The following is a 17,510-nucleotide window of genomic DNA, read 5'->3' on the forward strand; positions in this document are numbered from 1 at the left end:
ATGCAGCCAAGCAAAAAAAGGATTAACGAACAGATTGTAGCGAGCAAAATCCAAGTCATAGCAGAAGATGGAGAAGCTCTGGGGGTTATGTCTCTCGCTGACGCTCTCGCACGAGCACGATCTGCTGACCTCGACCTCGTCGAAGTAGCATCCAGAGAAGGCATCGTCATCGCCAAGATCATCAACTGGCAAAAGCATCTCTTTGAAGAAAAGAAAAATAAGAAGAAACAACAGGCATCCAGCAAAAAAGTAGAACTCAAGACACTCCGACTCAGCTACGCCATTGGCGAACACGACATGGAGATACGTCGCAAACAAGCAGAAAAATTCGCAAAAGAAGGACATATCCTCAGACTCGAACTCCAACTCCGTTGACGAGAAATGCGATTCCAAGATATGGCACGAGACAAACTCCAATCCTTTATCGAAAGTATCGCAAGCATCTACCGCGCAGACGGTCCCGTCAAATTTCTCGGTCGCAGATTTATCATTCAACTTCATCCCTTAACCTCTTCAGTATGAAAGCAAAAACCCACTCAGGAAGCCAAAAGCGTGTAAAAATCACGGGCACTGGAAAATTTCGCACCGCAAAAATCGGTAAGCGTCATCTCCTCCAAAATAAATCCGCTAAAGCAAAAGGGAAAAATAAATATGGTGCTGAGACCAGCGTCGCAAATGAGCGCAAGATGAAATGGGGTATGCAAGTCTCTGGACTCAAGACTCCAAAAGCAAAAAAAGATGCTATGGCTCTCTCTGGACTCACTCCAAAAGAATTCAAGGCTGCAAATCCTCGCAAGTTCCCTACTATCAAGACAGCTGCTATAAAACAAGTAAAGATTGCTCCAAAAACAGTAGCAACAAAAAAAATCACTACTCCAAAGGCAGCGAAAAAAGTTGTTGCCGCAAAAAAGCCAACTCCAGCGAAGAAATCTACGACTAAAAAAACTCCAGCAAAGAAAACAAAAAAATAATATTCCTTCTTTTTTATCTCTTCTCTTTTAATTTTTAATTTAATTCTATGGTACGCGTCAAACGAGGTCTTATGACCAAAAAACGTCACAAAAAAGTTCTCGAACTCGCAAAGGGTTATCGAGGTGTACGTTCGACATCTTTCAAGCATGCTAAAACAGCTATTATGAAGGCAGGTCTCAATGCTTATATCGATCGTCGTCGAAAAAAGCGAGACTTCCGCAAGCTCTGGACTATCCGTCTCAATGCTGCCGTTCGACCTCTCGGCCTCACGTACTCAAGCTTTATCCATGCTATGTATCTCAAGCACGTAAAACTCAATCGTAAGGTGCTCTCAAATCTTGCAATCCTCAATCCAAGCGTTTTCGCTGAAGTAGTCAAATTTGTGAAGTAGTTCATTTTGAAACTCTTAAACCCCTCAGAAATGAGGGGTTTTTAAAATATGACTTTCAAGCACTCCTCTTCGAGTCTGAGCATGAGGCCATCAGACCTCAGAGTCGATGACCATTATTATTCCTATTCTTCCACCCCCTCATAAATAAGGGGAAGTTTATTCCAATTTCTTTTTCCTTGCACCGCAGAAATGGGGTTTCGGGGGACAAACTGTTTGAGCGGGATGAATGAAGAAAGTGTGATGAAGACAGAAAATAGCGAGTTTTTGTCCCCTGAACGCTTTTTGTACTTTTGGCGCCAAAAGTACAAGAAGGCCGCCAGAAATGGGAATGGTTTGATGGCTTGGATCCTGAAACAAGTTCAGGATGACGGAACACATGGATAGATCCCACCTCGCGGACTTCGTCCTTGGCTGGAATGACGGGGTCAAGCGCGAGAATGACGGTGAATTACCCGATTATCTTCTTGATATCATGCCAGACATCTTCACGATGCTGAGCTCCATTGAGGGTATAAAATTCAAATCCATCATGTTTCCAGCTATTCAGAAGTGGGATAATATCCGTCGCATACCAAGCAAAACGCTCGTGAATCTTTGCAATATCCTGATCATCGATACGAGTCACGAGAGTATTCCCTGTTGCAGGATTGATATCGCCGTGGAGATCCGCTCCAAAAATTTCTTTGGTCACTGGATCCATTCGTCGCCCCTGGAGACGCTGTAGTGCTTCTGCTTCTGAGAGCTCGATATGAATCACGATGTAATCTGTCGTAATGGCGTCGAAGAATTTTCGTTGTGCGATATTTCGAACCGCTCCATCAATCAGGATGCTATCATTTGGATGTGCATCAAAAAATTCTTGGATGAGATCAAAAATAATCGCATCGGGTACCATCTTCCCATGTGGGAGAGTTTCAGATACGTCTGAATAATGTTTATGGTGAGGATTTTCGAGAACTGCTCGGAGAATAGCTCCTGTTTCGAGCGTGATAAATCCAAAATGACGAGCGATCATAGCTGCCTGCGTCCCTTTTCCAGAACCCTGGATCCCCATCAGCATAATGTGTTTTTTGTGCATAAATATAGTTACCAAATAGGTTGAAAAGTATCTGATTCAACTGAAACTCCGAATTGCATAATTTTGTATACTACTATACCATCATGATAAAATACGTAACAACCATCTTTCCTAGACCCATCAAGTGTATCTATCTCTACTCTATCTCAACACTGTATCACAGGAAGCCCTTGCGATATAGGCATACGATAAACAAGAGCATTCTGAATTTCGATTTGAGATGGTGTCAATGGAGCCCTCGTAGCATCTTCATTTTTTCTACAACCAGTAGTTGTCAGAGCGGCTGTCAATAATGCTGACGATAGACCGATAATGCGAAAACATCGTGGAAGGTCTCTCAAAGCTTCTGGTTTATCTCATAGGTTATGAGGACCTGCTATTCAAAAATCTTTTGGCATACAATAAAGAATAAGAAACAACCTGTATTGTATCCAAAAAAAGATTGTGAGCAATTCTATTTTTCCTCTGATACAATAAGAGCCACTTTCGTGGCTCTTATCGTTCATCTTCTAGGAAAGGATTTTACTGCTGACATATTAATTCTTCTGGGAGTCTGCCACAATTATCAGGATTTTTCTTGATCCATTCAGCTGCACGTGCGGCGATGACATAGAGCTCTTGTTTGAGAAGTGGTCTATTTGGTTCAAAGGTACTGATAGTACGAGTGGAGAATCAGAGCTTGATGGCTTCTTTGGCTACATCTGTTTGCCAGTTACTCGAAGAGTACTCTGGATACGCACAGATACTGCCAAGAATGACTTTGAATGCTTCAGCACGTGTCATCGTGTCAAGAGGTCTAAATTTCTTATTATTTCCTGTGATAAGACCGGCTGTTTCTGATTTTTCAGCCACCTCACAGACCCAATATGGGACACCTCTCACAGTATCAGAATAGCGGTTTTCACAATCATACGCCGATGAGAGATCGAGAGGAATGCCTCGTATACGAGATGCCATATAGATGAGGTCTTGTCGTGGAGCATCTTGTGTACACTTAGCGTCAATACATGATTTTTTCTTATCGACGATATTGAGACAAGAGAGATAATTATGATATCGTAAGAAACCAGTACCAGATGAGATCTTACACTGATCAAATGGTAATTCGTCCACTGGTTTTAGTGTGCACGCAGAAGTAAGACCGGTAGCGACAGAACACGTCGCATTTGTACCGCCATTTTCACCATTACAGGCATATGTCCATTTTCAGAGAGAGGTACTGTATGAAACAGTTCATTGTGTTCCCATAGTACAGAGTTTTTCACCATTGAGAGATGTTCTCGTCGGATTGGCAGTAGCGAAAGTTCTCAGTGCACTACATTGACCATTGATGGCTGTACCATAATTAACCGTATTTGCACCGGTACTTTCTGTGTTGAGTACGCCAGAAGGAGTTTGTACTCTGCCTGCATAGATAGTGACCTGCACCACTCCAGTACCAGCAGCAGTTACGTTGATGGCATAGGCATTCCCAGAGGTGAGCGCTACGCTCGTACAGGTACCTCTCACAACTGTTATATCGCTACAAATAAATGAATTGATATCTATCGCTCGACTGAAACTGGCTACAAATTGTATTGAAGCATTTGTTGCAGGATCTGTTTGTGTTGCTGCTTTTGAGAGAGTGACCGTGAGCGGAGTCGTGTCAATAGTGACCGTGAGGGCCGCAGAAGCAACTGAACTCACACCTGTAGGACTAGTTTGTTTCGCGGTGATACTATGATTTCCAGCTGTAAGAGAAGTAGTTGATAGGATCTGAGCAAGACCTTCAGTACCACCTACCGTTGTATTCATACAAGCTCCTGTACCAATCAGTGTCGTAGCGTCGTAGAGATCCACTGTGTATCCTCCATAACATGAGACGAGAAATCTTGGTTGCGTCTCACGAGTGATATTATCTGTTGCTGATACTCCAAAGTCAGAAAGACTCTCCATATCTGGAGTACCAGGAGCACTATCCATAGAATCATTTTTGAGAAGGGATATCGTTGGAGATGGTGCTGATATATTACCAGCAGCATCTGTCGCAGTTGCAAAAATAGAATACACACTTTCCCCAAGAGGAAGATCTACCACTACTTCCATACTCGCTGTAGCACATGGTAGTGTCTTAAGAGGTGTTGGTATGACACCATTATAGATTTTGATGATATCACCTACTGTGCACGTTACGGTAGTGGTGAGCGTATTTTTGCTCACGTATATCAGGGAGCCATAGAGAGACACTCCTGTCTGTGTTGGGAGTGTAAGACCAGGAGCGTTAGGAGCTATCATATCAATAGTCACCGTATCGCTCATTGATTCTGAGACATTATTTGCTCCATCTTTAACCCAAGCATAGAGTGTCTTTGCTCATACTGTTGCGAAAGTAAATGTGGTAGGTTTAGTCGTTGACCATCATCCCGCACTTGCTAGAGGTTTCGTGGTAGATTCTGTGAGTAGGTAGCTCACACCAGTTTCACTGGCTGTAAATGATACTATAGGAACAATGAGAGTTGATGATAATTCTGGGATGGTAAAGGATGTGACGCTTGGAGCTGTGGTGTCAGTAATGACAGCGTTACATGTATTATTAGTTGCATTATACGTTGTTTCACTCGGACATCGGAATGTGCATAAACCATAAGGAGCATTTAAGCTATCAGTATGAGACCATTCGCGTGATAAAGCGCTTGTACCAATATCCCTCATTATAGTGGAATTTACAGGACGTATGCCAGTACAGGATGCTACAGGAGAAAAAGTAGCTACAACAGTACAGGTAGAAGTAATGGCGCTCGTTGTATAGGTGTTTCCTGCAAGTGTTCCTCCACATGTTCCAGTGACAGCTGCAGTATATCCTGCATTAGGACTGATGGTAAATGTTGTTGTTGCTCAATGATTGACTGATCGTGTACTTGGAATTATTACTCCATTAGGACCAGCAGTGGCCGTGACGGCATGAAAAATGGCCGGGAGTGTAATCACGATATCTTGACTCCTTGGTGACGATACATTGCCTGCAGCATCTTTAATCCAGAGATAAAGTGTTTCTCATCCTTCTTGCGGAAAAGTAAATGTCGCTGGTTTGGTAGAGAGCCATCCAGGAGCCGTAGAACTTGGTGTTGAAGGTGGTTGGACAAACATACCGTCTGGTATGGTAGCTGCTTCCAAAAAGAAATAACTCACACCGACCGTTTCACTTGTGACAATAGTGACAGGAACTGTAAGAGAACTGCTCGTACCAGGAAGGGTGAAGGCAGTGATAGTAGGAGCAGTGGTGTCGTTAACGGGTGTCCACTTCGCATACAGGGTGACGTTGGAAGTTCCCATTGTGAGAGTTTGGCCTGAAGTATAATCTGTTCCAGAACCATTTGCAGCTGTGTTCCAACCATTAAAATCATAGCCAGATTTTGTATTCCCAACTAGGTTGGAAGCCACAGAAGTTGTAGCATTCTCAGCAACGGTAACTGATGCAGGCACTCCTCCAGTTCCACCGTTTGCATTGTATGAAAGAGTGTGGGTGATTACCGGACAAGCAATAGTTATTACTGTTTTAAATGTATCCGCCGATAAAGAACCACTCTTGGCATACACACGATAATCATAAGAAGTACCTCCTATTAATGAAGTATCTGAATACGATGTATTTGTCGTTCCTGTCAATAAAGAAGTGTAAGTAACATCGCTAGAAAGTTTTCTCTTTACATCATAACTTGTTGCATTGGCAGCAGACCAAGATATGGTTTCAGAAGTACAACTATTTGAAGTATTTGTAATCGTTGGAGTAGTCAATTTGTTCGCAGAACAATTTGATGTCATATAACCAGTTTGGCTACATGTCCAAGTGTATGTATTATTTGAATCAGTTACACCACTTCTTGTCGCTCCTGTAGGACACGCAGCTGTGCCAGAAGGTTCTCCTATTAAAGTTGTATTGTTTGCAGTTCCACAAGTAGATGAACAAGTAGGCGTTGGAATAGTAACAATGTTGGAATCTTTTGTTTCAGTAAAATCAGGAGTGACGTTTTTGGCTATTAATTTGTATGTATAGCTCGTATTGGGAGATACAGTATCAACATAAGGAGAAGAAACACTGCTTATAATTGCTCCATTTTTTTCTAAATCATAGCTATCAGCAAAATTCACTGATGGCCATGTTAAAGTGATAGAATTACAACTTGTACTTGGTGCTGACAAAATGGGAGCGGTTAATTCTCCGTAACAAAATCCTCCGCCTAATACACAGTATCGTCCGATAGCGGCTTTACCTCCCCGAATACCAGCGTTTACTCCTGTAATAATAGAACCCATTGGGAAATAATATATACCAGGTGTGCTAGGAGCGGTTCCTGACAAAGAAGCAGTAAGAGTTTTGATAAAATTAACCGGCTTCACATGACGATCCCAATAAGATGATGAATACTTACTGTATATAACTCTGTTTATCGCAGTATTGAGCCCTGTACCATTGTACCAGGTCTCAGCTTCTGCCTTAGTAGCAAAACGACTATGAGCTGTTTTTGGTAGATATAAATCTGTTCTTGGTTGGAGGGGGACAGGGTTCGCTGTAGTATATGTGATAGCTATACTCCCCAAACTTGCACCTGCTTGTACATTTGGAATTGGTAGGGGAATAGAAAAATGTCCTCCGCTCGTAAGACTTCCCCAAAGCGGAAAGATAGTAGTCCACTCTCCAGTTTTAAAAATATCATCTGTGGCGTCATCGGTTAAAGCAGGAGCGTTATCACCAACGACGACAAGATCAGGACACTCAACACCATCAAAAGATTTATTCGTTGCAAGTTGAATAATTTTTATTGTTGGCTTGTACGTTCCTTCAGGAAAATCACTTCTATTTACCATGACATTGAATACTTCACCAACTTGATTCAAAGACGCTGTTTTAACTTCTGAGCCACTTTCATTCTTTAAAGAGATTACGGATGTGTTCGCAAAGCGAAAAACCCCATAACCAGATGAGTCAACAACTCTCGGAGTATATTTAACAGTTTTGCCTTGAGCAGTACTCAAAAAGTTTGTTTTACACTGAAGCGTAACGCTTTTAGCACCATCAGTAAAAGTTTTTTCTGGTCCGTACATATCTTCTTCAGTATCATTCAGCACAACCGATCCGAGAAATTTCAGATTGAGACCTCATGGTATCAAAAATAAGAGGGCTCCAAGGAGAACAATAATAGCCACAAGGACAATGGTGAATTTCTTTCGCATTGGTTGTGTAGTAGGGATTTGCTGGGTTGTCATAAAAATGAATTAAGAATATGAACCCTTCTATCCTATCACAACAATTTCTGGAATGCAAATATTTCACATCTTTTTTTTGATATATTGAAATTTCTTGTTTTTCCCTATCATACAGCGTATGTCCTACCTCCTTATTATTATCTGACTTGTCCTCTTTGAAGTCGTCAGCTCTATCGATAATGCCGTCATCAACGCCCAAGTACTTGGAACTGTCTCCGCGAAGGCGAGAAAATGGTTTCTCCTCTGGGGAATGATTTTCGCCGTCTTTATGGTTCGGGGACTTTTGCCTTGGATTATTATTTGGGCAACCAATCCAACACTTGGACCATGGCAAGCATTTATGGCATCCTTTAGTGGTGATCCTCAAGTGGTAGAATCTATCGAAAAATCAGCACCGATCCTTCTGATGGGTGGTGGTGTTTTTTTGGTATTCCTCTTTTTTCATTGGCTCTTTATGGAGGAAAAACACTTTTCTTTTGGGTTTGAAAAATGGTTTAAAAAACACGATATCTGGTTTTTCGCAGTTGTCTCAATTCTCCTTTCATGGATTGTATGGGAAGCCAATATGATCAACCCTATGATTGCTTTCTCTGCGGTCGTCGGATCAACGGCTTTTTTTATCGCACATGGATTCAAAGAAAATGCTGAGAAAAAAGAAAAAGAACTCCAAGCTGGTGGAAGTATGACCGATATTAGCAAGATCCTCTATCTCGAAGTCATCGATGCAACGTTTTCTATTGATGGTGTGCTCGGAGCGTTTGCTTTCACACTTTCTGTGCCTCTTATCCTCATCGGAAATGGTATCGGTGCCTATGTCGTACGATCCCTCACGATGCACAATATCGAAACAGTCAAGAAATATATCTATCTCAAAAACGGTGCCATGTACTCTATCGGCATCCTCGGGACCGTCATGGTGCTTCATGCGTTTGGATTCCATATTCCAGAATGGTTGAGCCCTGTCTCTACGATGTGTATCGTGGGGTATTTTTTCTGGAGATCTGCAAAAAGTATCCCTCATAAAAATATATAAATGGTAGGTAAAAAAATCCTTGTCTGACTCTCGGGTGGTGTGGACTCTGCCGTTTCTGCATACCTCCTCAAGGAGCAAGGATATCATGTCAGTGCGGGGTTTATGATCAATTATTTGACCGATGATGATACCTGCCCGACACGTACCGATATGGCGATAGCAAAAGAAATTGCTGAATATCTCGGAATTCCATTTTTTACTTTCGATTTTATAGATGAATATGAGCAAAAAGTTCTGAACTATATTTTTGAAGGATATAAAAAATGACTCACACCAAATCCTGATGTTTTTTGTAATACATGGATAAAGTTTGATCTCTTCCGAAAAGAGGCACTTTCGTATGGGTTTGATGCGGTCGCGACGGGACACTACGTCCGCCTTGGCGGACAAGAGAAGAAAGAAGAAAGAAGAAATAATAAAGTTGGAAGTTGTATTATGCCCCCCTGACAAGGGGGGGCAGGGGGGGTTGAAAACTCAAAACTTGAAACTCAAAACTTGAAACTTCTGCGTGGCGTGGATCCCGACAAAGATCAGAGCTATTTCCTCGCAGCGCTTTCACGTGAACAACTCGAGCAAGCGATGTTCCCAATTGGAAACCTCACAAAATCTGAGGTGCGAGACATCGCTCGGAGGGCATGACTCCCAAATGCTGAAAGAAAAGATTCTCAGGGACTGTGTTTCGTCGGGAAAGTAGACTTTGCAGAATTTTTGAAGGCACATATTCCAGCTCAGAAGTGAGCAATTATCGATACCGCTGGAAACATACTCGGTGAACATGATGGTGCGTTTCAGTATACTATTGGTCAAAGAAAAGGTATCGGTGTCGGTGGTGGACCAGCGCTCTATGTGGTAGAGAAAAATGTCGAAACTAATACTCTTGTTGTCTGACAGGAGGACGATCCACGGCTCTTGAACACTACCTGCACTGTCTGAGAACTCAATTGGCTGGAAGATGTGACATTGCCACTGAACTGCGAAGCACAAATACGGTATCGGCAGATGCCACAAAAGTGCACACTAACAGAGCACAAATGAGAGACTAAGGCTAAGGAACAGGCTAAGAATGGAATTTTTAGTTCGGACAACTCGGAACTCGTCACTCGAAACTCGTCACTTGTCCTTGGTTCGGACAACTCATCAACCCGTCAACTCATCAACCCGTCAACTCTTATTGAAGTCTCTTTTGAAGCTCCCCAACGCGCCATCACCCCCGGACAGGTCTGTGTTTTTTATGACGGGGATACTGTTTTAGGGAGCGGGATTATTATGGTGTAGTGCATGTACAAAATAGTTCATTGCTTTGTAAAGTTTTTCCCGTATTTTACCCCTTATTTCTGTTGCAAATAAGGGATTTTTTATATACTTCCTAGGTCTTTTAAAGAGGTTATAAAAAGAGGAGAAAACCTTCGACCTTTTTGTACTTTGTATTTTGTATTTTGTATTTTTAAATTATGTCCGATATTATCCCTACTGACCCCTCTCTCAATGATGTCCATCGTGATATCGGATTTGAAATGCAAAACTGTTATATCGATTATGCGATGTCGGTCATCGTCTCTCGTGCCCTTCCTGATATCCGTGATGGACTGAAGCCAGTACATCGGCGTATCCTCTATGCAATGCATGACCTCTCACTGCATTCTGGTGCCAAATATCGTAAATCTGCGAAGATTGTCTGAGATGTGCTCGGTAAATACCACCCCCACGGTGATAGTTCTGTCTATGAGGCGATGGTACGCCTCGCTCAACCTTGGGCCCTCAGATACCCTCTCGTAGACGGACAGGGTAACTTCGGATCTGTCGATGGCGATGGTGCGGCGTCAATGCGTTATACCGAAGCTCGTATGAGCAAGATCACCGACGAGATGCTTGCTGATATCAAAAAAGAAACCGTTGATTTCCGACCAAACTATGATGCTTCTGAAGCAGAACCAACAGTACTTCCTGCTCGTGTTCCAAATCTCCTTCTCATGGGTTCAGTGGGTATCGCCGTCGGTATGGCAACGAATATTCCTCCTCATAATCTCGGAGAGGTCGTCGATGCACTCGATTTCCTCTTAAATCACGCGGATGCCGGATCTGTCACCGTCGAAGATCTGATGCAATTTATCAAATGACCTGATTTTCCAACAGGATGAATCGTCTACAATCGTGCTGATATCCTCTCTGCCTATGCGACAGGTCGTGGATCTATCATTATGCGTGGGCGTGGTACTATCGAAGAGACGACGTCAGGACGTCCTGTGATTATCATTCATGAACTCCCCTATCAAGTCGCACCTTCCACTATCGTCGAGCAAGTCGCACATCTCATTACCGAAAAAATCATTGTCGGTATCGCCGAAGTCCGTGATGAATCCAATAAAGATGGTATCCGTGTCGTTATCGAGCTCAAGCGCGATAGTTTTCCAAAAGAAGTATTGAATCAACTTTTCAAGCTCACACAACTTCAGACATCATTTTCCTACAATATGATCGCTCTGACCGATCGTGGATCACAACCAAAACTCTTTAACCTCAAGGAGATACTGGAAGAATTCATCGTTCATCGACGTGAAGTCATCACCAGAAGGACACAGTATGAACTCCGTATCGCTCAGGAACGTGCTCATATCCTCGAAGGACTCAAAATCGCTCTCGATCATATCGATGAAGTCATCGAAACGATCAAAAAAAGTAAGGACCGACAGGATGCAAGTGATAAACTTCAGAAACGATTTAAGCTGTCAGAAAGACAAGCAGTTGCTATTCTCGAGATGCAACTTCAGAGACTCTCTGGTCTGGAACGCAAAAAGATAGAGGATGAACTCGCAGAAAAACTCCTCCTCATCGCTGATCTCTCGGATATCCTCGCAAAACCAGAACGTGTCAACGCGCTGATCTCGACTGAGCTTCTCGAAGTCCGTGATAAATATGGTGATAAGCGACGCACAGAGATCCACAGTGCTCCTCTGGGACAATTCAGTGCTATCGATACTATACCAAATGAAGAAGTGATTATTACCCTCTCGAAACAGGGCTATATCAAACGCCTCAAAGCTGCTGCCTATCGTACACAAAAACGCGGAGGTGTAGGTGTGACCACAGCGACCAAAGAGGAAGATGAGATCCAGATTCTGATATCTTCGAATAATCATGACAACCTCTGGTTCTTTACATCGAGTGGTCGTGTCTTCCAGCTCCCAACCTACGAAATACCAGAATTCTCTCGTACCGCGAAGGGATCACCACTGGTGAATTTTATTAATCTCCAACCAACCGAATCAATTTCGACGATATTAAATTCTACAGAAGCGACCACACCTTTCCTCTTTTTCGCCACAAAGAAAGGAACGGTAAAACGTATCAATCGTTCGGAGATTACCAATATCCGTACCTCAGGCCTTATCGTCATAAAAATCGATGAAGGTGATGCACTCGGATGGGTCCAAGCAACGAGTGGATCTGATCCTATGCTTCTCGTCTCACATAAATGACAAGCAATCCAATTCCCAGAAACGGATGTACGGGCGATGGGTCGTGCTGCCATGGGTGTCCGAGGTATTCGTCTCAAAGGCGATGATGCTCTCGTCACTGCTTCTGTCGTCTCAAGTGAGATGAAATACGTCTTCACCGCTTCTGAAAAAGGACTTGGAAAACTCTCAAATATTGACGATTATCGCTCTCAAGGACGAGGCGGATCTGGTGTCAAAGTCGGTGCTATCACACCAAAAACAGGGAATATCGTCTCAGCGACGATGCTCAGTGAAGATGAACGAAAAAATGCTGACTTTGTCCTCGTAACCAAGTCTGGTATGACGGTGCGAAGTCCTCTGAAATGAGTGCGACTCACAGGACGTGTCGCACAAGGTGTTATCCTCACAAAACTCAAGGATACAGATAGCGTCATCTCGATGAGTGTCGTGCAGACAGGAGATGATGAGGAGAAGTAAATATTAAACTCCTTCGCGAATTCCCTTGATTTTCTCAGCTAGAAAACGATGTCAACGGGTATTCAGTCAGGTTCGTAAGGTGTGGATTTCTTCCCTAGAAACTAAAATATCTGAACCTACTTCTCATATATATTGCATAACTCGATCTGAATTGGGAGTTCAAAATTTCCAAATATCTGATTCACTCAGATATCCTTCAACCAATTTCTCCAATGCATGGGACACATCGTATCCATATCGAGGCAATGAGTCAAAAAACTCTTTGATTATTATTTCAGCGAATGGATTAGCATGTATCATATCCACCACAGTTCCAACAGGAGTCTTCCATGGTTTTACCAATTGATTTTGTATATCTTCATCTTTGTTGTTGCCAATCATAACGAGCCAGAGATTTATAAGTCCTTGAATAATAGCCATTTTACTATCATGCTCCACTTTGTTCGTTTCAATGATGGAGATAGCCCTTTCGCGAGCTAATTCTATCAGAGATAGTACAAGCTGGTTCTTTGAGTCAAATGTTTCCATTGCCAAAGCTATTTTCAAATTCTGAGTAGCTGAAGGGCCAAACAAAAAATGAGCCGAAGGAGTACCGTTTGGAGCCTTTGCCATTACTCCAGCAAAACTGATGATATCTTGTTGTGGTATTTCTTGCTCCAAAAGTTCCAAAACTGCCCCCTCGGTTATCGTTATTGGGAGGGCAAGAAAGTGAGCTGGATGTTGTTCAGTACCAGATGGAAGGAGTCATCGTCTTATGAGATCGCTCCCGTGTGCCCCTCGTCCTCAGTATACCCTAGAATTAGGGGTAAAATCTTTCACAATACCATTTGAATCAATAATTTTCATTATATTATAATATACTCTTTATTTAATTGTCAAGTTTTTGGATAATTTCTTGTACCAACTTCGCATACCCAGCATAAAGTCCTGTTACCCCCATACGTTCTGAGAGTTTACGAAGATGGGCATCATTCTTTGGTATTTCTATAGTATGGGTTGGATATGATCCTTTTCAATTATCTAAAAATTTATTGTAGTCCATTTTTGTCCCATCTCTCAAAAGAACAGAAACGGAATTACTCACTATACTGTGTAATAAATTTAATTCTGTCGATAAAGATAAGGATTCTGCTCGTAAAATATCAAGAGCACGCTTCATTCGTCCATTAATAGATTTTTCATGAGGTAATCATCTCTCCTCTAATAAGATTTGTCTCAGTCTCGGATAGAAAGAATCTTGGGGTATTTTTTCAAAAATTCCACTGCCAGATATGGGCGACAGTCATGCACGCGCTTTCGACATAAAAAGAAAAATAAAAAAATAAATCCCGCTGGTGCGGGATGAAGAGAGTGTAGAAAAATTACAACCTAAAAGCCCCGCGTTTTATCGTGGAAAAACCAAAAATAAAAGAAAGAGGAAGTAGGTTTCATAGAATGAATTGTAGGAAAAAGAAATATTTTTGCAAATTTCTTTATAGGAGATTTGCAATTGTGGTCAAAGTATGGCACAATTGCAGAAATTCTCTATCTTCTACTCTCATCTTATGTTCAATGCGCCATCCACATTAGTTTTTTCTTTTAAAAATGTGGTACGTTATGGAATGCAATATTCTCTCCTTCTCGCGGTATTGTTTGGGTTTGTATTTCTGCCTCAGAAAATTTTTGCTGCCGATCATACTGCATTCTGTAATACCATTACTGGCGCAACAGCCAGTGAATGTAATGCACTGATGGATATCTACGATAACACTGGTGGTGCAAGTTGGACGACGAAGAATGGTTGGTGATCATCGACATCGATATGCGGCTGGACTGGTGTGACATGTAGTGGTTCACATATTACTTCTTTGAGTTTGGCCAGCAATAATCTCACAGGGACATTAAATTTTTCTCAAGGGAGTCTCGGTTATCTCACTACCCTCATCGTCAGCACGAATCATTTGACCGGATTTACCAACACAGGATTTAGCACATTGCAAACACTCTGGCTTCAGTCAAATCAGCTGACGTCCTTTAATGGTACTGGATTAGGTGCACTGCAGACACTCTTTCTCCAGGACAATCTACTCACCTCATTTGACGATGATGGGCTCACACTCCTGACGAATATCAATGTCAGTACGAATCTACTCACCTCATTTACCTTTTCAAACGATAAGCTCACTACCTTTAATCTTACTGGTAATCCAAATCTTGCCTCTATTGATCTGAGCGGGAATAGAATTACCTCATTCAATACTGGCTCTTATACTGTTGGGAATAGTATCACATCTCTCAATCTCAGCAATAACCCCCTCCTTACCACATTTACTACCACAAGCAATAAGCTGAATGCCCTGAAAGAGCTTCATCTCGATAATACTCCTCTCACATCAGTCGATTTTACCAGTACGAGCAAATTGACGACATTTACAGGAACAGGAATGAGTTCCCTCACTTCATTAAGCTTGAGCAATAATGCGCTGACGGCACTCGATAATACAGGAATGACGGCACTGACATCTCTCGTACTTACGGGAAATCAATTTACTTCTTTCTCTGGTGCCGGATACGGGACACTAACATCTCTGAGCATTAATAGCAATCTCCTAACATCATTTGAAGATGACGGTTTTACATCACTGACATCACTTACTATCCATAGTAATCCAGATCTTACCTCGATCACCTTTTCAAATGGAAGACTTACTACCTTTTCGATGGCATCTGGGATGACGAATCTTGCATCTATTAACCTGAGCGGAAATAGAATAGCGACTTTCTTTGGTAACTCTTTTGTTGCAGGCAATGTCATCACATCGCTCGATCTCAGTAACAATCCAACACTGACATCCTTTAATCCATCAGGACACAATCTCAACGCTCTCAAAGAACTCCATCTCGACAACACTCCATTGACATCAGTTAGTTTCACCAGTACGAGCAAATTGACGACATTTACAGGAACAGGAATGAGTTCCCTCACTTCGTTAAACTTGGACAATAATGCGCTGACTACACTCAATGGCACGGGGATGACATCTCTGACTTCTCTCACGCTTTACTGAAATCAATTCACTACTTTCTCAGGGACATGATTTGGGTTATTGACCACTCTCGATATCAGAAATAATCTACTCACCTCCTTTGATGGCAACGGGTTAACCAATCTCACCACGTTGACTGTTTCGGGGAATACAACGCTTTCATCATTGTCATTTTCAAATGGAAGACTTACTACTTTTACTGGAACTGGGATGAGTGCACTCACCACTTTGGATCTCTCAGGAAATCAGTTAACAACTTTTAATGGTTCTTGATACCCAACAGTCGTTTCTCTCAATCTCAGTAACAACCTCATCAACAGTTTATCAAATACTTGATCTATGACTGCCCTGAGAACATGGAATATAGGGAATAACCTACTCACATCTCTTGTAAGTCTCTCATGGGTCACATCGCTCGATGCCAGCTCCAACCGTATGACATCATTTGCTGGTACCTGATGGTGATGACTGACCACTCTGATTCTCGATAATAACAAGGACGTGAGCAATAATAAGATGAATTCTTTCACTGGAACTGGTTTAAATGCGCTGACAAATCTCTCATTATCTGATAACTGATTTACAGCATTGTCGAGTACTGGTCTGGGGTCTGTGCGGACTCTCGATCTCGATAATAATCTCTTTACCACATTGTCTAGTACTGGGTGGTGATCTCTTACATCATTATCTCTGAATAATAATCAGTTTACCTCCTTCTCTGGTACTGGTTTTACTGCTCTCAACACACTCAATCTCAGTAATAATCTTTTGACCACCTTCTCTGTTGGGACTTGACTCTCTTCTCTCACAAACCTCAACCTCAGTAATAATGCACTTGAAACAGCCCCAAGTATCAGCACCCTCATAACACTCAATCTCAGTACAAATCTCCTCACTACATTTGATGGTACAGGCATGACATCTCTGCAAAATCTCTCGCTCGACAATAACAGAATTGATACATTTCAATGAGTGACAAATATTACTGGACTAGCAACTCTTTATTCCACAAATAACTGTCTTTCCGAAGTGAGCGTATGAGGGAGTATATCATCTTGGCTCAACCAATATGCCACGGATAATTGGAGGACCAGAAACCTCGTCTGTCCATCGTTCTGCTCTACAGTCAGCGATATCCCCGAATTAGAATGTGCAGCTTTGATGGATATTTTTGATACCAATGGTGGTATGAGTTGGACTGATAAGACAGGTTGGTGAATATCCACAACTGCCTGTAGTTGGTTTGGGGTGACATGCTCAGGAGGACATGTTACTGCGATATGACTCTCGGGAAATAATATAGTAGGGGCATTTGAGATCTCACAGGGAAACCTTAACTCACTCCAATCGCTGAATCTCAGCGTGAATCAGCTTACTTCCTTTACGGGTACTGAGCTCAATGCTTTGGCCTCTTTGAACCTCCACACAAACAATATCAGCACCTTCGTAGGTACTGGGCTCAATTCTTTGACATCTTTGAACCTCAGCGGCAATACAGGGCTGACATCATTAACTTTTGCAAATGGTCTTCTCTCCACCTTTACTGGTACGGGGATGACAGGATTGACGACGCTCAATCTCTCAGGGAACGCACTGACATCATTTGCTGGTAGCACCACTACGCCGATTACCTCTCTGAATGTGAGTAATAATCAACTGACGTCTTTTGATGGTTCTGATCTAGATGCATTGCTCAGCTTGAACCTCAGCGGCAATACAGGGCTGACATCATTAACTTTTGCAAATGGTCTTCTCTCCACCTTTACTGGTACGGGGATGACAGGATTGACGACGCTCAATCTCTCAGGGAACGCACTGACATCATTTGCTGGTA

Annotated in this window: 12 protein-coding genes; 7 read left to right on the plus strand and 5 right to left on the minus strand. The window is 42.3% G+C overall.

Annotated elements, in window-relative coordinates; genetic code table 25:
- From infC to rplT, 3 genes are read left to right on the plus strand one after another with little or no spacing between them, the layout of a single operon-like run.
- Positions 1-558, plus strand: coding sequence for a translation initiation factor IF-3 (infC, locus tag WC753_02105; GenBank protein MFA6080254.1), 558 nt, complete (start codon positions 1-3; stop codon positions 556-558).
- Entirely contained in the window at positions 519-971 is a 453-nt protein-coding gene (locus WC753_02110; protein ID MFA6080255.1) for a bL35 family ribosomal protein, read from the plus strand. Before infC ends, WC753_02110 begins: the two co-directional genes overlap by 40 nt.
- 47 nt (positions 972-1,018) lie before the next feature.
- Entirely contained in the window at positions 1,019-1,363 is a 345-nt protein-coding gene (gene rplT, locus WC753_02115; protein ID MFA6080256.1) for a 50S ribosomal protein L20, read from the plus strand.
- Positions 1,364-1,811: 448 nt separating this feature from the next.
- Here rplT and WC753_02120 read toward each other — a convergent pair whose 3' ends face one another.
- From WC753_02120 to WC753_02130, 3 genes are all read right to left on the minus strand, one after another.
- Positions 1,812-2,441, minus strand: coding sequence for a nucleoside monophosphate kinase (locus tag WC753_02120; protein ID MFA6080257.1), 630 nt, complete (start codon positions 2,439-2,441; stop codon positions 1,812-1,814).
- Between the two features lie 8 nt (positions 2,442-2,449).
- Positions 2,450-2,839 (minus strand): hypothetical protein, encoded by a 390-nt coding sequence (locus WC753_02125; protein MFA6080258.1) that lies wholly within the window; start codon positions 2,837-2,839, stop codon positions 2,450-2,452.
- A gap of 124 nt (positions 2,840-2,963) precedes the next feature.
- Positions 2,964-7,685, minus strand: a complete 4,722-nt coding sequence (locus WC753_02130; GenBank protein ID MFA6080259.1) for an InlB B-repeat-containing protein — start codon at positions 7,683-7,685, stop codon at positions 2,964-2,966.
- 118 nt (positions 7,686-7,803) lie between these two features.
- Between WC753_02130 and WC753_02135 the strand changes: the two genes are divergently transcribed.
- The 3 genes from WC753_02135 (at position 7,804) to gyrA (ending at position 12,650) form a co-directional block, all read left to right on the plus strand.
- Positions 7,804-8,718: a DUF475 domain-containing protein gene (locus tag WC753_02135; GenBank protein MFA6080260.1), complete on the plus strand. Its 915-nt coding sequence runs from the start codon at positions 7,804-7,806 to the stop codon at positions 8,716-8,718.
- Positions 8,719-9,993 (plus strand): tRNA 2-thiouridine(34) synthase MnmA, encoded by a 1,275-nt coding sequence (mnmA, locus tag WC753_02140; protein MFA6080261.1) that lies wholly within the window; start codon positions 8,719-8,721, stop codon positions 9,991-9,993.
- A gap of 176 nt (positions 9,994-10,169) precedes the next feature.
- On the plus strand, positions 10,170-12,650 hold the full coding sequence (gene gyrA, locus WC753_02145; GenBank protein MFA6080262.1) for a DNA gyrase subunit A: 2,481 nt from the start codon (positions 10,170-10,172) through the stop codon (positions 12,648-12,650).
- 3 nt (positions 12,651-12,653) lie between these two features.
- Here the strand turns inward: gyrA and WC753_02150 are convergent, their stop codons facing one another.
- The gene (locus WC753_02150) at positions 12,654-13,496 is read right to left on the minus strand and encodes a hypothetical protein (protein ID MFA6080263.1); all 843 of its coding nucleotides are present in this window, start codon (positions 13,494-13,496) and stop codon (positions 12,654-12,656) included.
- Between the two features lie 22 nt (positions 13,497-13,518).
- A complete protein-coding gene (locus WC753_02155) occupies positions 13,519-13,953 on the minus strand; it encodes a hypothetical protein (protein MFA6080264.1) in 435 nt (144 codons plus the stop codon).
- A 241-nt stretch (positions 13,954-14,194) separates the two neighbouring features.
- On the opposite strand from WC753_02155, the gene WC753_02160 reads away from it, so the two are divergent.
- Positions 14,195-17,510 (plus strand): hypothetical protein (locus WC753_02160; GenBank protein ID MFA6080265.1); only part of this gene is annotated, 3,316 nt, incomplete at its 3' end.

This window comes from Candidatus Gracilibacteria bacterium (genome assembly GCA_041660965.1).
In the GTDB taxonomy this organism is placed as follows: Bacteria; Patescibacteriota; Gracilibacteria; order BD1-5; family JAGOOR01; genus JAGOOR01.